The 23779-nt window shown below is 67.3% G+C and carries 23 protein-coding genes; 14 read left to right on the top strand and 9 right to left on the bottom strand.

The annotated features are described in order from the left end of the window. The first annotated feature begins 22 nt into the window (after positions 1 to 22). From ileS to F9Z44_RS04550, 4 genes are all read left to right on the top strand, one after another. Positions 23 to 2890 carry an isoleucine--tRNA ligase gene (gene ileS / locus F9Z44_RS04565; protein WP_159603991.1) on the top strand — a complete coding sequence of 956 codons (2868 nt, stop codon included), beginning with the start codon at positions 23 to 25 and terminating at the stop codon, positions 2888 to 2890. Next, complete coding sequence (gene lspA, locus F9Z44_RS04560; protein WP_159603989.1) at positions 2890 to 3399, top strand: signal peptidase II; 510 nt, start codon at positions 2890 to 2892, stop codon at positions 3397 to 3399. Before ileS ends, lspA begins: the two co-directional genes overlap by 1 nt. 70 nt (positions 3400 to 3469) lie before the next feature. After that, a complete protein-coding gene (locus F9Z44_RS04555; RefSeq protein WP_159603986.1) occupies positions 3470 to 5131 on the top strand; it encodes a Na/Pi cotransporter family protein in 1662 nt (553 codons plus the stop codon). Positions 5132 to 5223: 92 nt separating this feature from the next. Then, complete coding sequence (locus tag F9Z44_RS04550; RefSeq protein ID WP_159603984.1) at positions 5224 to 6372, top strand: aminotransferase class V-fold PLP-dependent enzyme; 1149 nt, start codon at positions 5224 to 5226, stop codon at positions 6370 to 6372. Positions 6373 to 6464: 92 nt separating this feature from the next. Here the strand turns inward: F9Z44_RS04550 and F9Z44_RS04545 are convergent, their stop codons facing one another. Then, entirely contained in the window at positions 6465 to 7388 is a 924-nt protein-coding gene (locus F9Z44_RS04545; RefSeq protein WP_442907283.1) for a quinone oxidoreductase family protein, read from the bottom strand. Here F9Z44_RS04545 and F9Z44_RS23260 point away from each other — a divergent pair. The 7 genes from F9Z44_RS23260 to F9Z44_RS04515 all read left to right on the top strand — a co-directional run bounded on the left by F9Z44_RS23260 (position 7341) and on the right by F9Z44_RS04515 (position 13896). Further along, positions 7341 to 7526 (top strand): DUF3093 family protein, encoded by a 186-nt coding sequence (locus F9Z44_RS23260; RefSeq protein ID WP_442907244.1) that lies wholly within the window; start codon positions 7341 to 7343, stop codon positions 7524 to 7526. The genes F9Z44_RS04545 and F9Z44_RS23260 overlap by 48 nt on opposite strands. A gap of 60 nt (positions 7527 to 7586) precedes the next feature. Continuing rightward, positions 7587 to 8522, top strand: a complete 936-nt coding sequence (locus tag F9Z44_RS04540; RefSeq protein ID WP_159603980.1) for a DMT family transporter — start codon at positions 7587 to 7589, stop codon at positions 8520 to 8522. 71 nt (positions 8523 to 8593) lie between these two features. Continuing rightward, positions 8594 to 9262 (top strand): response regulator, encoded by a 669-nt coding sequence (locus F9Z44_RS04535; protein ID WP_159603978.1) that lies wholly within the window; start codon positions 8594 to 8596, stop codon positions 9260 to 9262. Beyond that, the gene (locus F9Z44_RS04530) at positions 9259 to 10755 is read left to right on the top strand and encodes a sensor histidine kinase (protein ID WP_159603976.1); all 1497 of its coding nucleotides are present in this window, start codon (positions 9259 to 9261) and stop codon (positions 10753 to 10755) included. Before F9Z44_RS04535 ends, F9Z44_RS04530 begins: the two co-directional genes overlap by 4 nt. Positions 10756 to 10861: 106 nt before the next feature. Then, positions 10862 to 11851, top strand: a complete 990-nt coding sequence (locus F9Z44_RS04525) for a Bug family tripartite tricarboxylate transporter substrate binding protein (RefSeq protein ID WP_159603974.1) — start codon at positions 10862 to 10864, stop codon at positions 11849 to 11851. An 88-nt stretch (positions 11852 to 11939) separates the two neighbouring features. Continuing rightward, complete coding sequence (locus F9Z44_RS04520; RefSeq protein WP_159603972.1) at positions 11940 to 12386, top strand: tripartite tricarboxylate transporter TctB family protein; 447 nt, start codon at positions 11940 to 11942, stop codon at positions 12384 to 12386. A 1-nt stretch (position 12387) separates the two neighbouring features. Next, positions 12388 to 13896, top strand: coding sequence for a tripartite tricarboxylate transporter permease (locus F9Z44_RS04515; RefSeq protein ID WP_159603970.1), 1509 nt, complete (start codon positions 12388 to 12390; stop codon positions 13894 to 13896). A gap of 25 nt (positions 13897 to 13921) precedes the next feature. Here the strand turns inward: F9Z44_RS04515 and F9Z44_RS04510 are convergent, their stop codons facing one another. Both F9Z44_RS04510 and F9Z44_RS04505 read right to left on the bottom strand, forming a co-directional pair. Further along, a complete protein-coding gene (locus F9Z44_RS04510) occupies positions 13922 to 14719 on the bottom strand; it encodes an SDR family oxidoreductase (RefSeq protein WP_159603968.1) in 798 nt (265 codons plus the stop codon). 22 nt (positions 14720 to 14741) lie between these two features. After that, positions 14742 to 15659, bottom strand: a complete 918-nt coding sequence (locus tag F9Z44_RS04505) for a DMT family transporter (RefSeq protein ID WP_159603966.1) — start codon at positions 15657 to 15659, stop codon at positions 14742 to 14744. A gap of 208 nt (positions 15660 to 15867) precedes the next feature. Here F9Z44_RS04505 and F9Z44_RS04500 point away from each other — a divergent pair, with 208 nt between their 5' ends. Continuing rightward, a complete protein-coding gene (locus F9Z44_RS04500) occupies positions 15868 to 16260 on the top strand; it encodes a type III secretion system chaperone (RefSeq protein WP_159603964.1) in 393 nt (130 codons plus the stop codon). Between the two features lie 15 nt (positions 16261 to 16275). On the opposite strand, the gene F9Z44_RS04495 is transcribed toward F9Z44_RS04500, so the two are convergent. Further along, positions 16276 to 18093 carry a GspE/PulE family protein gene (locus tag F9Z44_RS04495; RefSeq protein WP_159603962.1) on the bottom strand — a complete coding sequence of 606 codons (1818 nt, stop codon included), beginning with the start codon at positions 18091 to 18093 and terminating at the stop codon, positions 16276 to 16278. A gap of 1 nt (position 18094) precedes the next feature. Further along, complete coding sequence (locus F9Z44_RS04490; protein ID WP_159603960.1) at positions 18095 to 18877, bottom strand: spermidine synthase; 783 nt, start codon at positions 18875 to 18877, stop codon at positions 18095 to 18097. A 140-nt stretch (positions 18878 to 19017) separates the two neighbouring features. Between F9Z44_RS04490 and F9Z44_RS04485 the strand changes: the two genes are divergently transcribed. Continuing rightward, a complete protein-coding gene (locus tag F9Z44_RS04485) occupies positions 19018 to 19833 on the top strand; it encodes a mechanosensitive ion channel family protein (protein ID WP_159603958.1) in 816 nt (271 codons plus the stop codon). 78 nt (positions 19834 to 19911) lie between these two features. Here F9Z44_RS04485 and F9Z44_RS04480 read toward each other — a convergent pair whose 3' ends face one another. Next, the gene (locus tag F9Z44_RS04480) at positions 19912 to 20409 is read right to left on the bottom strand and encodes a DNA-deoxyinosine glycosylase (RefSeq protein WP_159603956.1); all 498 of its coding nucleotides are present in this window, start codon (positions 20407 to 20409) and stop codon (positions 19912 to 19914) included. Then, a complete protein-coding gene (locus tag F9Z44_RS04475) occupies positions 20406 to 21269 on the bottom strand; it encodes a TatD family hydrolase (protein WP_236574253.1) in 864 nt (287 codons plus the stop codon). The genes F9Z44_RS04480 and F9Z44_RS04475 overlap by 4 nt, the downstream gene beginning before the upstream one ends. A gap of 50 nt (positions 21270 to 21319) precedes the next feature. Here F9Z44_RS04475 and F9Z44_RS04470 point away from each other — a divergent pair, with 50 nt between their 5' ends. Beyond that, a complete protein-coding gene (locus tag F9Z44_RS04470) occupies positions 21320 to 21736 on the top strand; it encodes an META domain-containing protein (RefSeq protein ID WP_159603954.1) in 417 nt (138 codons plus the stop codon). Between the two features lie 82 nt (positions 21737 to 21818). Here F9Z44_RS04470 and lolD read toward each other — a convergent pair whose 3' ends face one another. Further along, on the bottom strand, positions 21819 to 22493 hold the full coding sequence (gene lolD, locus F9Z44_RS04465; protein ID WP_159603952.1) for a lipoprotein-releasing ABC transporter ATP-binding protein LolD: 675 nt from the start codon (positions 22491 to 22493) through the stop codon (positions 21819 to 21821). Further along, positions 22486 to 23742 (bottom strand): lipoprotein-releasing ABC transporter permease subunit, encoded by a 1257-nt coding sequence (locus F9Z44_RS04460; RefSeq protein ID WP_159603950.1) that lies wholly within the window; start codon positions 23740 to 23742, stop codon positions 22486 to 22488. Before F9Z44_RS04460 ends, lolD begins: the two co-directional genes overlap by 8 nt. Positions 23743 to 23779 lie beyond the last annotated feature (37 nt).

Here is a 23779-nt window from a genome sequence, read left to right as displayed (position 1 = left end):
AAGCCACCACGGAATCCTCGCCATGTCTGAATCCACCTCCGCTGCCCCCGACTACCGCAGCACCCTGAACCTGCCCGACACCCCGTTCCCCATGCGCGGTGACTTGCCCAAGCGCGAGCCGGGCTGGGTCGACAACTGGAACGAAGGCGGTCTGTACAAACGCCTGCGCGATGCGCGCCAGGGCGCACCGCTGTTCGTGCTGCACGACGGCCCGCCCTATGCCAACGGCAAGCTGCACATCGGCCATGCGCTGAACAAGGTGCTCAAGGACATGATCGTCAAGAGTCGCCAGCTCTCGGGTTTTGACGCGCAGTACATCCCCGGCTGGGACTGCCACGGTCTGCCCATCGAAAACGCGATCGAGAAGCTGCACGGCCGCAACCTGAGTCGAGACGACATGCAGGCCAAGAGCCGGGCATTCGCCACCGAGCAGATTGGCCAGCAGCGCGAAGACTTCAAGCGCCTGGGCGTGCTGGGTGACTGGGAGCGCCCTTACCGCACCATGGACCCGGCCAACGAGGCGGGTGAAATCCGCGCCTTCAAGCGCGTGATCGAGCGCGGCTTCGTCTACCGAGGCCTCAAGCCCGTTTACTGGTGCTTTGATTGCGGCTCGTCGCTGGCCGAGTTCGAGATCGAATACGCCGACAAGAAGAGCGAAACGCTGGACGTGGCCTTCGAAACCGATGACGCTGCGAAGCTCGCGGCCGCCTTCGGCCTGGGCGCCCTGCCTGCGCAGAAGACCGCCTTCGCCGTCATCTGGACCACCACCGCCTGGACCATCCCGGCCAACCAGGCGCTCAACGCCCACCCCGAGTTCATCTACGCCCTGGTTGACACGCCCATGGGCTGCCTGGTGCTGGCCGAAACCTTGGTGGAGAAATGCCTGGAGCGCTTCGGCCTCACCGGCACCGTGATCGCCACCGCGCCGGGCAAAGCACTCGGCGGTCTGAACTTCCGCCACCCGCTGTTCGACGTGGACGCTGGCTACCGCCGCCTTTCACCCATGTACCTGGCCGAGTACGTGAGCGATGCCGACGGCACCGGCATCGTGCACTCCTCGCCCGCCTACGGCCTGGACGACTTCAACTCCTGCGTGGCACATGGCATGTCGGTCGACGACATCCTCAACCCGGTGCAAGGCAATGGCGCTTACGCAGCCGACTTCCCCCTCTTTGGCGGTCTTCACATCTGGAAAGCCGTGCCGGTGATCCTGGAGGCGCTCAAGAGCGCCGGGCGCCTGATGGCCACGCAGACCATCACCCACAGCTACCCGCACTGCTGGCGCCACAAGACGCCGGTGATCTACCGCGCGGCGGCGCAGTGGTTCGTGCGCATGGACGAGGGCGTGGGCGTGTTCACAAAGGACAAGGCGTCCAAGACCTTGCGACAGCTCGCGCTCGACGCCATCGAGGCCACCCGTTTCTACCCCGAGAACGGCCGCACCCGCCTGCGCGACATGATCGCCAACCGGCCCGACTGGTGCATCAGCCGCCAGCGCAGCTGGGGCGTGCCGGTGCCGTTCTTCCTGCACAAGGACAGTGGTGAGTTGCACCCGCGCACCATGGACATCCTCGACCAGGCGGCGGACATCGTCGAGAAGGGCGGCATCGAGGCCTGGAGCCGAGTGACGACTGAGGAGATCCTGGGCCCCACCGACGCACCGCACTACACCAAGAGCACCGACATCCTGGAGGTGTGGTTCGACTCCGGTTCGACCTTCTGGCACGTGCTGCGCGGCAGCCATGCCCACGCCTATCCCAACGGCGCGTTTCACACCCAGGGCCCCGAGGCCGACCTGTACCTCGAAGGCCACGACCAGCACCGTGGCTGGTTCCACAGCTCGCTGCTGCTGGGCTGTGCGCTCCATGACCGCGCGCCTTACAAAGGCCTGCTGACCCACGGCTTCGCCACCGACGGCCAGGGCCGCAAGATGAGCAAGAGCCTGGGCAACACGGTGGAGCCGCAGAGCGTCACGAGCAAGCTCGGCGCCGAGATCGTGCGCCTGTGGGTGGCCAGCACCGACTATTCGGGCGACCTCAACATCGACGACAAGATCCTCGCCCGCGTGGTTGACGCCTACCGCCGCATCCGCAACACGCTGCGCTTCCTGCTGGCGAACGTGAGTGACTTCAACCCGGCCACGGACGCCGTGCCGCTGGAGCAGATGCTGGAGATCGACCGCTACGCCCTGGCGCGCGCGGCCCAGTTCCAGGCCGAGGTGCTGGCGCATTACGCCGTGTACGAGTTCCACCCGGTGGTGGCCAAGCTGCAGGTGTACTGCTCCGAAGACCTGGGCGCGTTCTACCTCGACGTGCTCAAGGACCGGCTCTACACCACCGCACCGGGGAGTCTTGCGCGGCGCAGCGCGCAAACCGCGCTGCACCAGATCACCCACGCCATGCTGCGCTGGATGGCGCCCTTCCTCAGCTTCACGGCCGAGGAAGCCTGGCCCGTGCTGGCCGGCGCGCAGAACCAGGGTTCGATCTTTTTCGAGACCTTTGCCAAGTTGCCCACCAGGGATGAAGCACTGTTGGCCAAGTGGTCGCGCATCCGCGCGGTGCGCGAGACGGTGAACAAGGAAATCGAGACGGTGCGCACCGCTGGCGGCGTGGGCTCGTCCCTGCAGGCCACGGTGAAGCTCACCGTACCGGCCGATGACCACGCCCTGCTGGCCTCGCTCGGCGACGACCTCAAGTTCGTGCTGATCGTCTCGCAGGTCGAGTTGCAAGAGGGTGACGCCCGGGTGGACGTGATTCCTGCCACCGCCGCCAAGTGCGAGCGCTGCTGGCACTACCGCGACGACGTGGGCGTGGACACGTCGCACCCCACGCTGTGCGGCCGCTGCACCAGCAACCTGTTCGGCGCGGGTGAAGCCCGTTCCGTGGCCTGATGGCACGGGCGAACCGCGACGGCATCTGGCCCTGGCTGGGCCTGGCCGCTTTGCTCGTGGTGGCAGACCAGATCACCAAGGTCCTGATCCTGGACAACTACCAGCTGGGCGAGAGCACCTTCATCACCGGCTTCTTCAACATCGTGCGCGTGCACAACCTGGGCGCCGCTTTCTCGTTCCTCGCCGATGCGGGTGGCTGGCAGCGCTGGTTTTTCACCGCCGTGGGTGCGGCCGCCGCCGTGTTCATCGTGTGGATGCTGCGTTCGCATCCGGGCCAGAAGCTGTTTGCCTTTGCGCTGGCCTGCATCCTGGGCGGCGCCATCGGCAACGTGGTGGACCGTCTGCTGCATGGCTATGTGGTCGACTGGCTGGACTTCCACTGGGGGTTTCTCGGCGGCCTGTTCCCGGGCGGGCACTTTCCCGCCTTCAACATTGCAGATGCCGCCATCACCGTGGGTGCGGTGTCATTGATCCTCGACGAGATCCTGCGCTTGCGCCGCCCCCATTGACCCGAGCGCGCGCGCCGGGTGACCACAACGCCCTGGCGCGGCAGTGCCCGGGCGTATAGTTTCTTCGTCCATGAAACACCTGTTGGATCTCCTGGCGGCCATCGCCCTCCTCGTCTGGGGCACGCACCTGGTGCGCAACGGCGTGCTGCGCGTCTTCGGCAGCAACCTGCGCCAGATCCTCGCCGCCAGCATGGGCAACCGCTTCACGGCGGCCCTCTCGGGTCTGGGTGTCACGGCCGTCGTGCAGTCCAGCACCGCCACCGCGCTCATCACCGCCTCCTTCGTTGGCCGTGGGCTGATCGCCCTGCCCGCCGCGCTGGCCGTGATGCTGGGTGCCGACATCGGCACCAGCTTGATGGCGGTGGTGTTCTCATTCGACCTGTCTTGGCTGTCGCCACTGTTCATCTTCCTGGGCGTCACGCTGTTCATCTCGCGCCAGGGCACGTCCGCGGGCGACTTCGGGCGCGTGCTCATCGGCCTGGGCCTCATGCTGCTGGCCTTGCGCCTTATTTCCGGCGCCACCAGCGTGCTGACGCAGAACCCTGCGGTGCAGCTGATGCTGGAGTCGCTCACCAGCGACCGGCTGCTCGAAATCCTGCTGGGTGCCGCGCTCGCGGTGGTGGCGTATTCGAGCCTGGCCGTGGTGCTGCTGGCCTCCACGCTGGCGCTGCAGGTGGTGGGGCTCGATGTGGCGCTGGGCATCGTGCTGGGCGCCAACCTGGGCAGCGGCTTGCTGGCCGTCATCACCACCGCCAAGTCAGGTGTCAGCACGCGCCAGGTGCCGCTGGGCAACCTGCTCTTCAAGGTGTTCGGTGTGGCCATCGCCATCTGGGTGATTCCCGCCTGGCTGCGCTTCATGCAGCCGCTGGTGCACGACCCGGCCACGCTCACCGTGCTGTTTCACCTGTGCTTCAACCTGATGGTGGGCGCGGTGTTCATCGGCCTCACCCGGCCGGTGGCCCGGCTGGTGGCGCGGCTGTTGCCGTTGCAGGCGAACAAGGGCCCGCTGGACCGGCCCAACCACCTCGACCCTTCGGCCCTGGCCACGCCGTCGCTGGCCATCTCGTGCGCAGCGCGCGAAGCCATGCACCAGGCCGACGTGGTGGAGACCATGCTGCGAGGCGTGGTCACCGTGATCAAGACCAACGACCTTCAGCTCGCACGCGATCTGCGCAAGCTCGACGACACGGTGGACAGCCTGTACTCGTCCATCAAGTACTACCTCACCAAGATCTCGCGCCAGCAGCTCAGCGAGGCCGAGAGCCGGCGCTGGACCGACATCATCAGTTTCACCATCAACATGGAGCAGATCGGCGACACGGTCGAGCGCGTGTTGCTCGACATCGAAGACAAGAAGATCCGCAAAGGGCGCGACTTCTCCGAGGCCGGCATGGCCGAGATCACCGAACTGCATGCGCGTCTGATCGACAACCTGCGCCTGGGCATGAGCGTGTTTCTCAATGGCAACGTGCGCGACGCACAGCGCCTGCTCGAAGAGAAGGTGCGCTTTCGCGACATGGAGCGTGAGTACGCTGCCACCCACCTCGACCGACTCGCGGGCCTGAGCCAGCAGAGCATGGACACCAGCGCGCTGCACCTGGACCTGATCAGCGACCTCAAGCGCATCAACTCGCACATCTGCTCGATCGCCTACCCCATCCTGGACAGTGCCGGCGTGCTCGCGCCCAGCCGGCTTCGCGAGCCCCCCGCTGCAGACGTCAGCCGCCTCTGACAGCGTGCGGGCCTTGTGTGGCGCAGCGGCGAAATTGCAGGTGCTGTGCTACGCTGAATCTCCTTTTCGCGACCCGCCCAGGAGACACCAACATGCCCGGACTGCTGCCCCACATCGACCCCGACGGCCTGCTCGAGTTCTCGGTGGTCTACACCGACCGCGCGCTCAACCACATGTCCAAGCGCTTCCAGGGCGTGATGACCGACATCTCGGCCATGCTCAAGCGCGTGTACGGCGCGCACTCGGCGGTGCTGGTGCCTGGCAGCGGCACCTTCGGCATGGAGTCGGTAGCGCGGCAGTTTGCCCACGGCAAACATGTGCTGGTCATCCGCAACGGCTGGTTCAGCTACCGCTGGACACAGATCTTCGACATGGGGAACATCCCCGCCAGCCACACGGTGATGAAGGCGCGGCGCACCAGCGCCGGGGCACAAGCCGCCTGGGCGCCGGCACCGATTGAAGAGGTGATGGCCACCATCGCGCGCGAGAAGCCCGCGCTGGTGTTCGCGCCCCACGTGGAAACCGCCGCCGGCATGATCCTGCCCGACGAGTACCTGAAGGCCGTGGCTGATGCGGTGCACGCGGTGGGCGGCCTGTTCGTGCTGGACTGCATCGCCTCCGGCGCGATGTGGGTGGACATGAAGGCCACGGGTGTGGACATCCTGATCTCGGCGCCGCAAAAAGGCTGGAGCAGCTCCCCCTGCTGCGCCATGGTGATGCTGAGCGAACGCGCCCGAGGCGCCATCGACGCCACACAGAGCACCACCTTCGCCATGGACCTGAAGAAGTGGCTGCAGATCATGGAAACCTACGAAGGCGGCGGGCACGCGTACCACACCACCCTGCCCACCGACGCGCTCACACGCCTGCGCGAGACCATGGTGGAGACCGAAGCCTATGGCGTTGAGCGGGTGCGCCAGGAGCAGATCGCTCTTGGCGCGCAGGTGCGAGCGCTGCTGGAGTGCCATGGTTTCCCCAGCGTGGCAGCCAGTGGTTTCCAGGCACCCGGTGTGGTGGTGAGCTACACCACCGACCCCGAGATCCAGTCGAGCAAGAAGTTTCTGGCAGTGGGCCTGCAGACGGCAGCGGGTGTGCCTTTGCAGTGCGACGAAGGTCCTGAGTTCAAGACCTTCCGCATCGGCCTCTTCGGGCTGGACAAGTGGCACGATGTGCCAGCCACCCTGCAGCACCTGGAGAGGGCGCTGGCTGAAGTGGCGCCTCGGCAGGTGCAGCCTGCTTGAATTGAGGTTGTCGCTCGCTGAGCGTTGCTTTCGCCTGCCTCGCGGGATCGCCCTGTGCTCCCAGGCAACCAACCCCGCAGGCACGAAAAGACTCAGGGCAACAGGATGGTGCAACCCGTCGTGGCACGCGCCTCAAGACTCTCATGCGCCTTGCGCACATCGGTCAGCGCAAAACGCTGATCGATGCGGATCTTCACCTGACCGGCTTCGACCACGGCGAACAGGTCGTCGGCCATGGCCTGTGTGCGTTCGCGGCTGGTGATGTGCGAGAACAGGGTCTGGCGCGTCACATACAGCGAGCCCTTGGGGCCGAGGATGCCAGGCGCGAACGGCGCCACCGGGCCCGATGCGTTGCCGAAGCTGGCCATCAGGCCGAAAGGTCGCAGGCAGTCGAGCGACTTGTCGAACGTGTCCTTGCCCACCGAGTCGTAGACCACCTTCACGCCCTGGCCGCCGGTGATTTCCTTGACCCGTGCGGCAAAGTCTTCCGTGCGGTAGTTGATGGCGTGGCTGGCGCCATGCTCCAGAGCCAGCTTGCATTTTTCGTCGGAGCCCGCCGTGCCGATGAGCTGCAGGCCCAGCGCCTTGGCCCACTGGCAGGCGATCAGGCCCACACCGCCAGCGGCGGCGTGGAACAACACGAAATCGCCGGGCTCCAGGCCTTCGACCGGGCGGCAGCGCTTGAGCAGGTACTGCGCGGTCAGGCCCTTGAGCATCATGGCCGCGCCGGTCTCGAAATCGATCGCGTCGGGCAACTGGCACACATTCATGGCCGGCATCACACGCACGTCGCAGTAGCTGCCGGGCGGGTTGGCCGCGTAAGCAGCACGGTCACCGGCCTTCAGATGCGTCACGCCCTCGCCCACCGCCTCGATCACGCCGGCGCCTTCCATGCCCAGCGCCAGTGGCATGGGGAAGGGATACAGGCCGCTGCGCTGGTACACGTCGATGTAGTTCAGGCCGATGGCGTGGTGGCGGATGCGCACCTGGCCCGGGCCGGGGTCGCCCACAGTCAGGGTGTCGACGACGAGTTGTTCCGGGCCGCCAGCGGCGTGGATGCGGACTGCGCGGGTTTCTTGTGTGCTCATGGGTGGGTCTCCTCGTTGGTGAAACTGATCGGGCGAATGCTGCCACGAATGCACAGGATCGCCTGAGCGACGCCACATCGCCCCCACGCAGCGGGCGGACAAGCGCGGGTTGATACAGTCCAGCCGATGCCTGCCTCACCCAAGTCCCGCTTCACCCCCGCCACCATCGCCCTGCTGCTGATTCCACCGCTCATGTGGGCCGGCAATGCCGTGGTGGGCCGCCTGATGCAGGGCGTGGTGCCTCCGGTCACGCTCAACTTCCTGCGCTGGTTGCTCGCGCTGGTGATGCTGCTGCCGCTGGCGGGCTGGGTGCTGCGACCGGGCAGCGGGCTGTGGCCCCACTGGCGGCGCTTCGCTCTGCTGGGGCTGCTCGGGGTGGGCATGTACAACTCGCTGCAATACATGGCGCTGAAGACATCGACCCCGCTGAACGTGACGCTCGTGGCGTCGAGCATTCCGGTGTGGATGCTGATCCTGGGGCGCGTCCTCTACGGCGTGCCCATCTCGCGCCGCGCGGCGCTGGGTGCCTTTATGTCGCTCTGCGGTGTGGCGGTCGTGTTGACGCGCGGCGACGTCACCGGCCTGATGTCGGTGCAGCTGGTGCCGGGCGATCTGCTGGTGCTGCTGGCTGCCCTGGCCTGGGCCTGGTACAGCTGGTTGCTGGCGCGCCCGCCGGCCAACGAGCCCCCGGCCATCAAGGCCGACTGGGCCGCCTTTCTGTTGGCCCAGGTGGTGTTCGGCCTGCTGTGGTCGGGCACGTTCACCGCGGGTGAATGGCTCACCTTGCCAGCGCAGCCCGAAGGTTCAAGCGCCATCCAGTGGGGTTGGCCACTGGCGGCCGGCCTGGTGTTCGTGGCAGTGGGGCCCTCGCTGCTGGCCTACCGCAGCTGGGGCGCGGCCGTGGGCCGCGTGGGTCCGGCCACCGCAGCCATCTTCTCCAACCTCACGCCGCTGTTCGCCGCGCTGCTGTCGGCCACGCTGCTGCGTGAGCCCCCGCAGCTCTACCACCTCGCCGGATTCGTGCTGATCGTGGGCGGGATTCTGGTCAGCTCGCGGCGCTGAGGCCGGTCCGGTTCAGCCCGACAATGTGAGGCCGGGCGAGACACCCGCGCCACCCACACGAGGGCATGCCCATGAGAATCCTGCTGGCAGAAGACGAAACCGACCTGGGCAACTGGCTGACCAAGGCCCTGGCCCAGAGTGACTTCCAGGTCGACTGGGTGAACGACGGCCGTCTGGTGCGCCGCAGCCTCAAGGCCACGAAATACGACGCGCTCATCCTCGACCTGGGCCTGCCCGGTCTGGGCGGGCACGATGTGCTGTCGGACCTGCGCGAGGCCGACGAGCGCTTGCCGGTGCTCATCCTGACCGCGCGCGACTCGCTCATGGAGCGCGTCAGTTGCCTGCACGGCGGGGCCGACGATTTCCTGGCCAAGCCGTTTGAACTCAGCGAACTCGAAGCACGGCTGACCGCCTTGATCCGCCGCTCGCGTGGACAGGAACATCCGCGCTTTGCCTGCGGCCCTCTGAGCTACGACAGCGCCGCCAGACAGTTCCGGCTGCTGCACGAGGTCCTGGCGCTCACGCCACGCGAACACGCGGTGTTGCGAGCGCTCATCCAGCACAGCGGCGAGGCGTTGTCCAAGCGCGAACTGGTTGAGCGCGTGTTCTCCGACGAGCAGGACGTGAACCCCGAAGCCATCGAGGTGCTGGTGCACCGCCTGCGCAAGCGGCTGGAGGCCTCACCCGTGCGCATCACCACGCTGCGCGGCATGGGTTACCTGCTGGAGTGCCCACCATGAGCGCCGCGCCGGGCCACCCCCAGGCCGGTTCGCTCCGCAGCCCGCGTGGCGAAGGTATTGCGTTGGGTCCGCTTGCGCGCTGGCTGGGCGGCAGCATCCGCCGCATGCTGCTGGTGGTGCTGGTACCGGGAATGCTGCTGGTGTTTTCGGCCGAGCTCTGGCTGGCCTGGCGCACCGCCAGCGAAGCGGCCGACGCGGCCTACGATCGATCCCTGCTGGGCGCGGTGAAGTCCATCGATTCCAGCATTTCCACCGCCAGCGGTGGCCTGGGTGTGGAGCTGCCCTACCGCATGCTGGAGTTCTTTGAGCTCACGGCCAACGGGCAGGTGTATTACAGGGTGGCCACCGAAGACGGGTTGGTCGAAATCGGCAGCTCCGACCTGCCCCCGCCACCCAGTCCGCTGCAATCGGGCAAGCCACAGTTTCACGAGGGCGTGTACTTTGGAGAGCCGGTGCGCGTGGGCAGCTACGCGCGTGAACTTTCCGCACCGCTGGCGGGCCAGCCCGGCCCGCAGCGCGTGGTGATCCAGGTGGCTGAAACGCTGGAGGCCCGCACCGACTTCCGGCGCGGCCTGGTGCTGCAGTCGGTGGCGCGCGACTTCCTGCTGGTCGCGGTGGCCAGCACCTTGTTCGGTCTGGCCATCGCCTGGGCCATGCGCCCACTGGCGCGCCTGCGCCAGGACGTGGAAGCCCGTGCGCCGCAAGACCTCACCCCGATGGACAGCGAAGGTGTGCCCGCCGAGGTGCTGCCGCTGGTGGGCGCGATCAACCACCACATCGGGCGTAACCGCGAACAGGCCGAAGCCCGCCGGCGCTTCATCGACGACGCCTCGCACCAGCTGCGCACGCCACTGACCACGCTGGCCACGCAGGTGGCCTTTGCCCAGCGCGAAGAAGACTCCGCCGCGCTGCGCGAGGTGATGGACAACATCCGCCAGCAACTGGATGAGACCATCCGCCAGACCAACCAGATGCTCTCGCTCGCCAAGGCAGACAGCGCGGCGCCCGAACCCGAGCCGGTGGACGCGGTGGTCCTGGCCGAAGACCTGGTGCGCCGCTGGTGGCCCATGGCGCGCGAACAGGGGGTGGACCTGGGCCTTCACGCGCCCATGGCCTCGCTGCCCTTCCACGGCGAGCCTGGCCTGTTGAAGGAAGCCCTGTCCAATCTGCTGCACAACGCCATCCGCCACGGTGGCGCGGGCTGCCATGTGACGCTCGCCGTGGAACACAGCGGCGAGCGCGTGCGCTTCAGCGTGGTCGACAACGGGCCCGGCCTGCCGCCAGACGAACTCGCGCGCGCCGGCGAACGGTTCTTTCGAGGCAGCCAGGGCCAGCTGCCCGGCTCCGGCCTGGGCCTGGCGATTGCGCGCACCGTGGCCCAGCGCCATGGCGGAGAGATGCGGGTGAGTGCCGGGCCACAGGGGCTTGGGCTGGAAGTCACGATGGCCCTGGCCAGCATCGGCGTCCCACCGACATTTGCGGGTAAACCCTGAAGAATCGGCCCGATCGCTGAAAGCGGCCTGAAAGTGCGCTTTTTCTACAGTGCCCTCATCGCAACAGATCCGTTGCGAGCGTTTCACCCCCAGAGGAGACACCTTCATGAGCATCACATCCCGTTTGTTGGCCGTGGCCATCTCGGCCAGCTCCGTCACCGCCTTCGCCGCTGGCGCACTGGACAAGACCGAGTGCATCGCCCCCGCCAAGCCCGGCGGCGGCTTCGACCTCACTTGCAAACTCGTGCAAAGCGCACTGCAGGAGGGCAAGTTCATCGCCGACCCGATGCGCGTGACCTACATGCCCGGCGGCATCGGCGCCGTGGCCTACAACACCGTGATCGCGCAAAAGCCCGACGCGGCCAACGCCATCGTCGCCTTCTCGGGCGGCTCGCTGCTCAACCTGGCCCAGGGCAAGTTCGGCCGCTACACCGAGAACGACGTGCGCTGGCTCGCCGCCATCGGCACCGACTACGGCGCCGTGGTGGTGGCCGAGAACTCTCCGTTCAAATCGCTCAAGGACGTGATGACCGCCATCAAGGCCGATCCCACCAAGGTGGTGCTGGGCGCCGGGGGCACCGTGGGCAGCCAGGACTGGATGAAGGCCGCGCTGACCGCGCGTGCCGCCGGCGTGAACCCCAAGACCATGCGTTACGTGGCCTTTGAAGGCGGCGGCGAAGCGCTGACCGCGCTGCAGGGTGGTCACATCCATGTCTTCACCGGCGACGCGGCCGAGGCCGGACAGCAGATCAAGGCGGGTGCCAAGGTCCGCATCCTGGCGGTGATGAACGACAAGCGCCTCTCGGGCGACATGGCCGCCATTCCCACCGCCGCCGAACAAGGCTATGACGTGGAATGGCCCATCGTGCGCGGCTTCTACCTCGGCCCCAAGGTGAGCGACGCCGACTACAAGGTGTGGGCCGACACCTTCACCAAACTGATGGCCACGCCCGCCTACGACAAGCTGCGCAACGAACGCGGCCTGTTCCCCCTGGCCCTCACGGGCGCGCCACTGGACGCCTACGTCAAGAAACAGGTGGCCGACTACCGCAAGCTGGCCGAAGAGTTTGGCCTGAACGTCGTGCCGGCCAAATAAGCCCCGGCAGGGCCGCAACGGCCCTGCACCGCGGTGCCACCCAGGCGGTGGCCCGCGCTCCTCTCCCCCCGTTTCACCGGAGTCCCCCATGAGTGACCGCATCCTTGGTGCGGTGTGTGTTGTCGCGTCCGCCGCCATGGCGTGGGCCGCGCAAGACTACGCCGCCGCCATTTCCTACGAACCCGTCGGCCCGCGCGCCTTCCCGCTGTTGCTGGCCAGCTGCCTGGGCCTCTCGGGCCTGTGGCTGGTGCTGCGCCCCAGCGCCGGCACCGAAACCTTTCGTGACGTGCCCTGGAAGCCCACCGGTCTCTGCGCGGTCGCCGTGCTCATCTACGCGCTGCTGTTCCAGTGGCTGGGTTTTGCACTGGCCACGGCCCTGATGGCGCTGCCGGTGGGCATGGCATTTGGCGGCAGCTGGAAACAGTCGCTGGCCGGCGGCGCCGCGCTGGGACTGGTGCTGTACCTGCTGTTCGACAAGCTGCTCGACGTGGTGCTGCCCACCGGCCCGCTGGCCGCGCTGCTGGGAGGAAACTGACATGGACACCTTGCAACACCTGGTGATGGGCTTTGGCGTGGCGCTGAGCCCGACCAACCTGCTGATCGCCGCGCTGGGCTGCTTCATCGGCACCATCGTCGGCCTGCTGCCGGGCCTGGGGCCCATCAACGGCGTGGCCATCCTGATGCCACTGGCCTTTGCCATGAAGTTGCCACCCGAGAGCTCGCTCATCTTGCTGGCGGCGGTGTACATCGGCTGCGAGTACGGCGGGCGCATCTCGTCCATCCTGCTCAATGTGCCGGGCGACGCCGGCGCGATCATGACCGCGCTGGACGGCTACCCCATGGCGCGCAATGGCCAGGGCGGCGTGGCACTGTCCATCTCGGCCTGGAGCTCCTTCGTGGGCTCGCTCATTGCCACCATCGGCATCGTGCTGTTCGCACCGCTGCTGGCGGGCTGGGCGCTGTCGTTCGGCCCGGCTGAGTACTTCGCGCTCATGTGTTTTGCATTCGCCTGCATCGCCGGTCTGATGGGCGAGGCGCCGGTCAAGGCGGGGCTGGCGGCGCTCATCGGCCTGTCCATGTCGTGCGTGGGGCTGGACTCCAACTCGGGCGTCTACCGCTTCACCGGCGGCGACATCCACCTCTCTGACGGCATCCAGTTCGTGGTGGTGGTGATCGGCGTGTTCTCGATCAGCGAACTGCTGCTGATGCTTCAGCAACACCACAGCAGCACCGGTATGGTCACGCAGACCGGCCGCATGCTCTTCAACTGGAAGGAACTCAAGGCCACCTGGTGGGGCACGCTGCGCTCCAGCGTGGTGGGTTTCGGCGTGGGCGTGCTGCCCGGGGCTGGCGCCACCATTGCCAGCGCCATGACGTATTCCATGGAGAAAAGCCTGACCGACAAGGAAGGCACGTTTGGCAAAGGCGACATCCGCGGCGTGGCTGCGCCGGAAGCGGCCAACAATTCGGCCGCCACGGGCTCCTTCGTGCCCATGCTCACGCTGGGTGTGCCCGGCTCGGGCACCACGGCGGTGATGGTCGGCGCGCTCTCGCTCTACAACATCACGCCCGGCCCGGCGCTGTTCTCCCAGCAGCCCGATCTGGTGTGGGGCCTGATCGCCTCGCTGTTCGTGGCCAACGTGATCCTGCTGGTGCTCAACATCCCGCTGGTAGGCGTGTTCACCAAGGTGCTGAGCGTGCCCAACTGGCTGCTGGTGCCCGGCATCGTGGCCGTCAGCAGCGTGGGCGTGTACGCGGTGCACGCCACCACCTTCGACCTGGTCCTGATGACCGGCCTGGGCTTCGCGGCCTACCTGCTGCGCAAGCAGGGCATCCCCATGGCGCCGCTGATCCTGGGCTTTGTGCTGGGCGACATGATGGAACAGAACCTGCGCCGGGCACTGTCCATCAGCAACGGCGACGCCGCGATTCTGGTGGCCAGCCCGATCTCGATCGGGCTGTGGGCTGCTGCGGCCCTGATGCTGCTGGTGCCGCTCGCCCCCCGCCTGTTTGCCGCCTTCAAGCCCCGTGCCGTGAGCGCCTGATGGCGCTCCAGCTCGACACGCCCGTTCAGAACGTGCCCGGGTAGGCCCCGCCATCGGCCAGCACGTTCTGGCCGGTGATGTAACCCGCGTGCACGCTGCAGAGAAACGCGCAGATGGCACCGAATTCTTCCGAGGTGCCGAAGCGCTTGGCCGGGATGTTCTTGCGCCGGGCATCGGCGATCGCGTCCACCGACTGACCGGTTTTTTCGGCAGCACCAGCCAGCGTGGTCTTGAGGCGGTCGGTGTCGAAGGCGCCAGGCAGCAGGTTGTTGACCGTGACGCCCTGGGCTGCGAGCGGACTGCGGGCCACACCCGCCACAAAGCCGGTGAGGCCGCTGCGCGCGCCGTTGGACAAGCCCAGGATGTCGATCGGTGCCTTCACGGCGCCCGAGGTGATGTTGATGATGCGACCGAAGCCGCGTTGCGCCATGCCGTCCACCGTGGCCTTGATCAGTTCGATGGGCGTGAGCATGTTGGCGTCGATGGCCTTGATCCAGACGTCGCGGTCCCAGGCGCGGAAATCACCGGGGGGTGGCCCGCCCGCGTTGTTGACCACGATGTCGAACGCCGTGCCGGGACCACCCGCCACGGAGAGCGCCGCCGCGCGGCCCTCGGGCGTGGTGATGTCGGCCGCCACCGCCAGCACCGTCACACCCGGTGTCGCGGCCTGCAGCGCCTGCGCAGCAGCTTCGAGGTCGCGCGCACCGCGCGCCACCAGCACCACATGCACGCCCTCGGCCGCCAGCGCCTGCGCGCAGCCCAGCCCCAGGCCCTTGCTCGCGCCACACACCAGCGCCCATTTGCCCTTGATACCCAGATCCATGAAAAGTCTCCTGAAAAAACGATCAGCTGGCACGGCCGAAGCGCGTGACCAGAAACACACCCGAGAGCACGAGCACCGTGCCCACCACGATCCAGCCGTTGAACGGCTCACCCAGAATCACCACGCCCATGACGATGGTCGACATCGGGCCGACCATGCCGGTCTGCGCCGCCAGGCCCGAGCCGATGCGCTCGATCGCCATCATCACCATGAGCACCGGCGCAAACGTGCACAGCGTGGCGTTGAGCACCGAGAGCCAGATCACCTCGGGCGCCACCAGCGCCGCGCTCAGGGGACGCAACAGAACGAACTGCACCAGGCACAGCACGCACGCCACGCTGGTGGCCAGCCCGACCAGCCGCAAGGAACCCAGACGCTGCACCAGCTCGCCGCTGTACACGAGGTAGATGGCGTAGCTGATGGCACTGCCAAACACCAGGGCTGCGCCCAGCAGTGCGTTGGGCCCCTGCCGGCCGGCCTCGTGGCCAAACACCAGCAGCACACCGCCGTAGCTCACGGCCATGGCGAGTGCCTGCAGCCGCGTGATGCGGCGCTTGTAAATCACCCAGCCCAGCACCAGCACCAGCGTGGGGTTGAGGTACAGGATGAGCCGCTCCAGGCTGGCGGTGATGTACTGCAGGCCCCAGAAATCCAGAAAGCTGGCGAGGTAATAACCGGTCACCCCGAGCCCCAGGATGCCCATCCAGTCCGTGCGGGTGAGCGCTGGCCGGGTGCCTCCCTGTTGCCGGTAGGTGGCCCACCAGGCCAGCGCCAGAAACAGTGGCAGCGCGAACAGCATGCGGAACATGATCAGCGTGACCGCATCCACACCGTGGCGATAGGCCAGCTTCACGATGATGGCCTTGCCGCTGAAGGCGATGGAGCCTGCTGCCGCGAGCAGCAATCCGGTGGCGAGATGAGGTGAAGGTGCGGCGCGCATCGTTCGATTATCGGCATCGCACGATGACAGACGGCACAGCGGGACTTGCCTCGTGCCGAGGACCCAGGCTTTCCTGTCGCACGCATGACTTCCATTTGATGAAGCCCTGCGCGCCCGCCACACACACCGGCAACTCCCTAACCTGTTCAACAGCCCGCTTCGCGCCTCGCCTGCGGTTGTTCTGAACACGTCTCACAGGGTCTGCCACATGCCGTCTTCTCTTCATCCCGCGCCCCCCGTCGAACGCATCGACACCTTGCTGAAAGCCTTGACCGATTCGAGCCGGGGCTCGACCGTGCTGCACGTCAACGACACCCGGGTGGTGCTGCGCCCGCGCGACAACGAACCCGCCCTGGTGATGCAGGCCCACATCTGCGCCCTGCCCCGCCACAGTGGCCCGCGCGCGGCCTTGTGCGAGGCCTTGTTGATGGGCAACACGCGACTCGGGGACAGTGACCGCCTGGGCATAGAACCTGCCGAGAACGCGGCGGTGTACCAGCGCGTGGTGGGCATCGAACTCGATGCCGAAGCACTGGGTCACGAACTGTGGGACCTGATCGATGCCGCCGAGCAGTTCAGACACGGCCTCGGCCACGACTGAGGCCCGCGGCCGACCTCACTGGACCGGTGGCGTGCAGGCCAGCACCTCGTCCATGGTGGTCAGGCCCTCGGCCACGCGCATGGCGCCGGCCAGCCGCAAAGGGCGCATGCCGTCGGCCACGGCCTGCTTGCGCAGTACCTCCAGGCGCGGCTCGCGGCTGACCTTGTCCTTGAACGATTCGGTGACCGTGAGCAGTTCGTACAGACCCATGCGTCCGCGAAAGCCGGTCATGCGGCAATCGACACAGCCCACCGGCTGGTAAGGCCGGTAGCTGCCACTGATCTGCCAGGGCTTGACCAGCTCGGTCAGTGCCTCGCGCGACGTGGCGGCAGTGGCTTTGTCCTGCTGCGTCCTGCAGGCCTGGCACAGCGTGCGCACCAGGCGCTGGGCCAGCACGCCCAGCACGGTGGCGTTGATCAGGTAGGGCGGGATGCCCAGCTCCATCAGCCGCATGATGGCCGAGGGCGCGTCGTTGGTGTGCAGCGTGGTGAACACCAGGTGGCCGGTTAGCGCGGCCTGAACCGCCATCTCGGCGGTGGCGAGATCGCGCACCTCGCCCACCATGATGATGTCCGGGTCCTGGCGCATGAGCGCGCGCAAGCCCTGTGCAAAGTCCAGGTCCAGGTGGGCCTGCACCTGGGTCTGGTTGAAGGCCGGCTCGATCATTTCGATCGGATCCTCCACCGTGCTCACGTTGACCTCTTCGGTCGCCAGGCGCTTGAGCGTGGCGTAGAGCGTGGTGGTCTTGCCCGAGCCGGTGGGTCCGGTCACCAGCACGATGCCGTGCGGGTGTTTGGTAAGGGCCTCCCAGCGCTGCGCGTCGTGGGCGGCGAAGCCCAGCGCGCTCAGGTCCTTCACCGTCGATTCGGGATCGAAGATGCGCATGACGAGCTTTTCGCCGAAGGCGGTGGGCAGCGTCGACAGGCGCATCTCCACCTCTTCGCCGCGCACACCAGCCACGCCGGGCCGCAGCGTCTTGATGCGCCCGTCTTGCGGGCGGCGGCGCTCCACCACGTCCATGCGACCCAGCAACTTGATGCGCGCGGTCATGGCGTTGAGCACGCCGATCGGCATCTGGTAGACCGGGTGCAGCACGCCGTCGATGCGAAAGCGGATCACGCCCTGCTCGCGCCGCGGCTCCAGGTGGATGTCGCTGGCGCGCTGGTCAAAGGCGTACTGCCACAACCAGTCGACCACCTGCACCACGCCCTGGTCGTTGGCGTCGAGCTGCTTGTTGGCCTTGCCCAGCTCCACCAGCTGCTCGAAACTGCCAAAACCGCCCTGCCCGCCGCTCTTGCTGGCGGCGCGCACCGACTTGGCGAGCGCAAAAAACTCGGCGGTGAAGCTGCTGATGGCCTGCGGGCTGGCCAGCACCAGGCGCACGTTCTTGCGCGTCTGACGCTGCACCTCGGGCACCCAGTCGCGAATGAAGGGTTCGGCCGTGGCCACCACCACCTCGATCGGGCTCACCAGCACCGGCAACACCTTGTGGCGCTCGGCGTAGGCCGCGCTCATCACGTCGGCCACCTTGCCCACGTCCACCTTGAGCGGATCGATGCGCATGTAGTCCAGCCCGCTGCGCTGGGCCAGCCACTGGGTGAGCAGCTCCACATCGAGCACATGGCTGTCGGACTTGCGCGCCATGCCCACCACCGAGAGGCGCTGCAGCGGATGCTGCGCGCTGTGCGCCGAGGCGCAGCGTGCCACGGTGCGTTCGGCCTCGATGCTGGAGATCACGCCGTCGTCCAGCAACCACTGCACCAGCGTGCGCCAGTCCAGCGGGCCGATGGGGTCTGCCGCTCCGGGCGTCTTGCTGGAAGGTTTCACGGGCATGTCAGGCCACCGGCTTGAACAGTTTGAGCCACTTGACCGCGGGCAGACCCCAGCGCTCCTGCACCGCCTCGGCGCGGGCCAGCAGCTGCATGCGCGTGGGCCGGTGGGGCGTGCGCTGGGCCAGCACCACGGTGTTGCCTTCGCGCGTGGGCTTGAAGGCCCACACGGCGTCTGCTCCGAATGCGGCGCACAGGCTTTGCAGCGAGCGCTCGTAGCTGGCATCTCGTCCGAACAGGTTGACCGTGAGGCAGCCTTCGTCGGTCAGGGCGTTGCGGCAGTCGGCGTAAAAGTCAGGGCTGTCGAGCACGGGCGCGGCGGCCTCGTGGTCGTACAGGTCCACCTGCAGCGCGTCATACGCACCCAGGTGGTCGGCCCGGCGGATTTCCTCGCCCGCATCGGCCAGCACCACCCGCAGCTTGGGGCCATCGGCCGGCAGCTTGAACCAGCTGCGACACACCACCACCACCTGCGGGTTGATCTCGATGGCGGTGGTGTCCATGCGCAGTTTCTTGAAGCAGAACTTGGTGAGCGCGGCCGATCCCAGGCCGAGCTGGAGGGCTCGGCGTTTGCCCACGGAATCGGGCTCCACGAACAGCAGCCAGGCCATCATGCGCTGGACGTAGTCGAGCTCGATGTCGAACGGGGCGTCCAGCAGCATGGAGCCCTGTATCCACTCGGTGCCCAGGTGCAGGAAGCGCACCTCGCTGTCTTCGGAGATGGTCACTTCGGGCAGGGTCTGCGGTGCGCGGCGCTGGCGCGCGGCGGCGTTGGCGCCGGCCTTCATGCCGGGACCCCGCTACCGCAAATGCGTGGCGGCGAGCACAATCCATCGGCCTGTGGGACTGGGGTTTCGGCGGTGGCTGGGTGCCCGCTGGGGCGTGATGGGTTCGGCATCGTGGTGTGTGAACTTCAGGAGGAATCATTATGAACACGGAAGTCATCTGGAATTTCCTGGTCACCCAGGGCGCCGACTTCGGCCTCAAGGTGCTGGGCGCGATCGTGGCCTGGGTGGTGGGCCGCTGGCTGATCGGCATCGCGGTGGGCCTGATCGGTCGGGGCATGGAGCGTGGACGCAAGCTCGACGAGACCCTGATCCGCTACCTCAAATCCATCATCTCGGTGCTGCTGACCCTCATCCTGATCCTCGCGATCCTGGACATCTTCGGTGTGCGCACGACCTCGTTCGCGGCTCTGCTGGCCGGCGCAGGCCTGGCGATCGGCGCGGCCTGGAGCGGGCTGCTGGCGCATTTCGCGGCGGGCATCTTCCTGCAGGTGTTGCGGCCCTACAAAGTGGGCGACTTCATCAGCGCCGGCGGCGTGACCGGCACGGTGAAGGAGCTGGGCCTGTTCACCACCGCCATCCTCACGCCGGACAACGTGATGACCATCGTGGGCAACAGCAAGGCACTGTCGGACAACATCCAGAATTTCAGCCAGGAGCCGTTCCGCCGCGTGGACTGTCTGGCGAAGGTGGCGAACAGCGTGGACGTGACCGACGCCATGGCGCGGCTTCGGGTTGCAGTGGCGGCGATCCCCAACGTGATCGCGTCGCCCGCGCCCGATGTGGAGATCCTGCAGTTCACGCCCGAGGGGCCATTGCTCTGCGTGCGCCCCTACACGCACACGGACCACTACTGGCAGGTCTACTTCGACACGCACAAGGCGGTGGTGAGCACCTTTGGCGCGGCGGGGTACCCCGTGCCCGAGACGCCTGTGTTGCATCGCACCGTATCCGCCTGAGGGTTTTTTCTGGCCACCTGCGGCTGCCACGGGGCGGGCTGACCGACTCCGCGAGGTCGTCGTCAGAAGATCAACGACTCAGGCCGCCACCCCATGTCGCCGCAACACTTCGGCCCATGCGGAGAGCTTGCGGTCAAAGCTCCAGCTCGCGTTGGCCGGGCTGGTGGACGGCAGCTTGTAGACCGGCACACCCAGCCGCTCCGTGTGCCGCGCGTGGCGGTAACTCTCACCGCCGTTGTGTGCAATCGCCTCCAGCCGCGGACAGGCGCGCAGCACCGCCGCGACATCGTTGAGCTCCGCGTGCTGGATGTTCGCGTCCAGGCTGCCTTCGCGCTCGCAGGTGCCGTACACATCCCACACGCCCAGACCATGTTCGCGCAGCGAGGCCACACGCTGGGCATAGTCCATCGCCAGCAAGGGTTGCGCCCACAAGGCACCGAGGATTCTCCAGAAGTGGTTTTGCGGATGGCCGTAGTACTGCTGCGCACGCAGCGAGGCCACGCCCGGAAAACTGCCCAGTACCAGCACGCGCGTGTTCGCGTCCAGCACCGGCGCGAGGCCCTGCAGTCGGCTCATGCCGATCGGACCAATGCCGCCAGGCGGGGCAGCACGGCCAGCGCGTTGGCGGTGGTGGCACACATCAGGTCCCCGGCGGACAAGCCGCGCAGCTCTGACACCACCGCACCGATGCGCGGCAACTCGGCCGGGCTGTTGACGCCCTGCGCCTGGCCCGCTGCGCGCTCGGCGGCCGTGGCGTAAAGCCAGTGCGGTGGAATGTCGGGTGCGTCGGTCTCCAGCACCAGAGCCGACAGCGGCAGCTCGGTGGCCAGGCGGCGCAACTGCCGCGCCGGCTCGAAGGTGACAGCACCGCCAAAACCCAGCTTGAAGCCCAGACCCAGAAACGCCTGCGCCTGCTGCTCACTGCCATTGAACGCGTGAGCGATACCGCCGCCCGTGGGCAGCTCGCGCAGGTGCTTGAGCAGCATGTCGGCGCTGCGCCGCACATGCACGATCACCGGCAATCCGTGTTGGCGCGCCAGGCGCAGCTGGGCGCGATAAAAGAAAGACTGGCGCTCGCGCATCTCGGGCGTGCACAGGGCCGGCACAAAAAAATCGAGTCCGATCTCGCCCACGGCCACCAGGCGCGGATCGTTGCGGTGTTCTGTGAGCGCGGCGTCCAGCGCGTGCAGATCGGTGTCCTGGGCTCGCGGCACGCACAGCGGGTGGATGCCCAGCGCGTAGGCGTCACCCAGCCGGTGCGCGAGCTGGCGCACGGTACCGAAGTTGGCGCGCTCCACCGCCGGGATCACGCACCGGCCCACGCCGAGCGCGGCCGCGCGCTCGCGCAGGTTCAGCGCAAGTGCGTGGTCGGCGCCGAACTCGGGCGCGTCCAGATGGCAGTGTGTGTCGATCCACATGGCGGTATAACGAACCATTGTGCCGACAAGCCTGTTCGAAGGCCCGCTCCACCCCGAAAGGACACGCCATGCCACGTCGCTTCTGGTTCGCCGCTCCCGTGCTGCTCGCCCTCACCGCCTGCGCCCTGCCGGGCGCGCCGGCCGCCGCACCGCTGGTGGGCAGCGAGTGGCGGCTTGAAGACCTCGGCGGGCGCGGCGTGCTCGAACGCGTGCAAGCCACGCTGACTTTTCCCGAAGCCGGACGCGTGGCCGGCAACAGCTCGTGCAACCGCTTTGTGGGCTCCTACACGCTGATGCAGGACCGCATTGCGCTGGGTCAGCTGGGTGGCACGCGCATGGCCTGCGCGGAAGCCGTGGCCGATCAGGAAACGCGTTACCTGGCCGCGCTGCAAAAGGCGCAACGGCTGGAGGTGAATGGCACGACGATGCTGATGCACGTGCAGGGGCTGGACAAACCCCTGCGTTTTCTTCGCACCAAGCCGTGAGCCCCCACGCTCCGCCGCTGCGCGGGTCGCTGCCCCCCGAGGGGGCTGATCCGCCTTGGGAGCGGCCCGGCGGCGGATCGCTCTAAGTCAGGACCCCGGTCGTCAACCGCAGCACGCGATTGCAACGCGCGGCCAGTGTCTCGTCGTGGGTGACCACGATGAAGGCGGTCCCCTGGTCGCGGGCCAGCTCCAGCATGAGCTGGAACACGCCTTCGGCGGTGTTGCGATCGAGGTTGCCGGTGGGCTCGTCGGCCAGCACGCAGGCGGGCTGTGTGACCAGTGCCCGCGCGATGGCCACACGCTGGCGCTCGCCGCCCGAGAGCTCGGCCGGGCGGTGACCCAGGCGCTCGGCAAGACCCACCCGCGTGAGGATCTTGCGGGCCTGCTCGGCCGCCTCTGCGCGCGGCAGGCGGCGGATCCACAGCGGCATGGCCACGTTGTCGCGCGCGCTGAACTCGGGCAGCAGGTGGTGGAACTGGTAGACAAAACCCAGGTGCTGGTTGCGCAACACGCCTTGCTGCGTGGCGCTCAAGCCAGACATCGTCTGGCCCATGAGCTGCACGCTGCCACTGGTGGGCGCGTCCAGCCCGCCGAGCAGGTGCAGCAAGGTGCTCTTGCCCGAACCCGAAGCACCGACGATGGCCACGGTTTCGCCCGCGCGCACCGTGAGGTCCACGCCGGTGAGCACGGTGACGTCGAGGCGGCCTTCGGTGAAGCGTTTGGTGAGGCCGTTGGCCTGGAGAACGATTTCACTCATAGCGGAGGGCTTCGGCAGGGTTGACGCGGCTTGCGCGCCAGCTCGGGTAAATCGTGGCCAGGAAGGACAGCACCAGCGAGATCACCGCCACCGGCAGGATGTCGGTCTGCTGCGGGTCGCTGGGCATGCGGCTGATGAGGTAGATGTCCTGCGGCAGGAAGCTCGCGCCCAGCAGGCGTTCGAGTGCGGGCACCAGGGTGTCGATGTTGAAGGCGATGCCCAGGCCGAGCAGCAGGCCCGCGCCGGTGCCGATCACACCCACCATGGCGCCCTGCACCATGAACACACCCATGATGCTCTGCGGGCTCGCACCCAGTGTGCGCAGGATGGCGATGTCGGCGCGTTTGTCGGTCACCGTCATCACCAGCGTGGACACGAGGTTGAACGCCGCCACCGCCACGATCAGCGTGAGGATGATGAACATCATGCGTTTCTCCAACTGCACGGCCGCGAACCAGGTGCGGTTCTGACGCGTCCAGTCGCGCACCAGCAGGCCGGGGTCAAGATCGGCGGCGATGGACACGGCCACCTCGCGCGCGGCGTGCAGGTCCTTGATCTTCACGCGCACGCCGGTTGGGCCTTCCACGCGGAAGATGCGCGCGGCGTCTTCCTGGTGCAGCAGGGCCAGCGCCGAGTCGTATTCGTAATGGCCCGAATCAAAGGTGCCCACCACCGTCATCTGGCGGATGCGTGGCACCACGCCGGCCGGGGTCACTTGCCCGCTGGGCGCGATCAGCGTGACGCTGTCACCGGCGACCACACCCAGGCTGCGCGCCAGCTCACCACCCAGGATCACGCCGAATTCACCGGGCACCAGGCGCGGCAGCACCGTGTCGGCCAACTGGGCTGCGAGGTCGGTGACCTTGGGCTCCAGCGCCGGGTCGATGCCGCGCACCAGCGCGCCCTTCATGTCTTCGCCGCGCGCGATCAGCGCCTGTGCGCCCACGAACGGCGCAGCGCCCAACACCTCGGGGTGGCGCTCGATCTTCGCCAGCGTGTCGGCCAGGTTGGGAATGGCCTGGCCACCGGGCTCGAACACCTCGATGTGCGACAGCACACCGAGCATGCGGTCGCGCACTTCCTTCTGGAAGCCGTTCATGACCGAGAGCACGATGATCAGCGCGGCCACGCCCAGCGCGATGCCCAGCATGGACACGCCAGAGATGAAGGAGATGAAGCCGTTGCGCCGGGTGGCGCGGCCGGCGCGTGTGTAGCGCCAGCCGAGGATGAGTTCGTAGGGAGTTTGCATGTGAGGTCCAGCGGGCATTGTGGCATCCCCGACAATC

The sequence above is a fragment of the Hydrogenophaga sp. PBL-H3 genome (genome assembly GCF_010104355.1).
Classification (GTDB): domain Bacteria; phylum Pseudomonadota; class Gammaproteobacteria; order Burkholderiales; family Burkholderiaceae_C; genus Hydrogenophaga.
Note: the sequence above shows the minus strand (reverse complement) of the source record. Positions and strands in the feature narration are given on the sequence as shown.

Bases quoted from the DNA above. Each gene is read 5' to 3' on its own strand.
- F9Z44_RS04540 (WP_159603980.1), top strand. From the start codon at position 7,587: ATGCCTGCCTCACCCAAGTCCCGCTTCACCCCCGCCACCATCGCCCTG.
- ileS (WP_159603991.1), top strand. From the start codon at position 23: ATGTCTGAATCCACCTCCGCTGCCCCCGACTACCGCAGCACCCTGAAC.
- F9Z44_RS04495 (WP_159603962.1), bottom strand. From the start codon at position 18,093: ATGCCCGTGAAACCTTCCAGCAAGACGCCCGGAGCGGCAGACCCCATC.
- F9Z44_RS04480 (WP_159603956.1), bottom strand. From the start codon at position 20,409: ATGAGCCGACTGCAGGGCCTCGCGCCGGTGCTGGACGCGAACACGCGC.
- F9Z44_RS04525 (WP_159603974.1), top strand. From the start codon at position 10,862: ATGAGCATCACATCCCGTTTGTTGGCCGTGGCCATCTCGGCCAGCTCC.
- lolD (WP_159603952.1), bottom strand. From the start codon at position 22,493: ATGAGTGAAATCGTTCTCCAGGCCAACGGCCTCACCAAACGCTTCACC.
- F9Z44_RS04460 (WP_159603950.1), bottom strand. From the start codon at position 23,742: ATGCAAACTCCCTACGAACTCATCCTCGGCTGGCGCTACACACGCGCC.
- F9Z44_RS04500 (WP_159603964.1), top strand. From the start codon at position 15,868: ATGCCGTCTTCTCTTCATCCCGCGCCCCCCGTCGAACGCATCGACACC.
- lspA (WP_159603989.1), top strand. From the start codon at position 2,890: ATGGCACGGGCGAACCGCGACGGCATCTGGCCCTGGCTGGGCCTGGCC.
- F9Z44_RS04515 (WP_159603970.1), top strand. From the start codon at position 12,388: ATGGACACCTTGCAACACCTGGTGATGGGCTTTGGCGTGGCGCTGAGC.
- F9Z44_RS04475 (WP_236574253.1), bottom strand. From the start codon at position 21,269: ATGGTTCGTTATACCGCCATGTGGATCGACACACACTGCCATCTGGAC.
- F9Z44_RS04505 (WP_159603966.1), bottom strand. From the start codon at position 15,659: ATGCGCGCCGCACCTTCACCTCATCTCGCCACCGGATTGCTGCTCGCG.
- F9Z44_RS04510 (WP_159603968.1), bottom strand. From the start codon at position 14,719: ATGGATCTGGGTATCAAGGGCAAATGGGCGCTGGTGTGTGGCGCGAGC.
- F9Z44_RS04550 (WP_159603984.1), top strand. From the start codon at position 5,224: ATGCCCGGACTGCTGCCCCACATCGACCCCGACGGCCTGCTCGAGTTC.
- F9Z44_RS04530 (WP_159603976.1), top strand. From the start codon at position 9,259: ATGAGCGCCGCGCCGGGCCACCCCCAGGCCGGTTCGCTCCGCAGCCCG.
- F9Z44_RS04535 (WP_159603978.1), top strand. From the start codon at position 8,594: ATGAGAATCCTGCTGGCAGAAGACGAAACCGACCTGGGCAACTGGCTG.
- F9Z44_RS04490 (WP_159603960.1), bottom strand. From the start codon at position 18,877: ATGAAGGCCGGCGCCAACGCCGCCGCGCGCCAGCGCCGCGCACCGCAG.
- F9Z44_RS04520 (WP_159603972.1), top strand. From the start codon at position 11,940: ATGAGTGACCGCATCCTTGGTGCGGTGTGTGTTGTCGCGTCCGCCGCC.
- F9Z44_RS04485 (WP_159603958.1), top strand. From the start codon at position 19,018: ATGAACACGGAAGTCATCTGGAATTTCCTGGTCACCCAGGGCGCCGAC.
- F9Z44_RS04470 (WP_159603954.1), top strand. From the start codon at position 21,320: ATGCCACGTCGCTTCTGGTTCGCCGCTCCCGTGCTGCTCGCCCTCACC.
- F9Z44_RS04555 (WP_159603986.1), top strand. From the start codon at position 3,470: ATGAAACACCTGTTGGATCTCCTGGCGGCCATCGCCCTCCTCGTCTGG.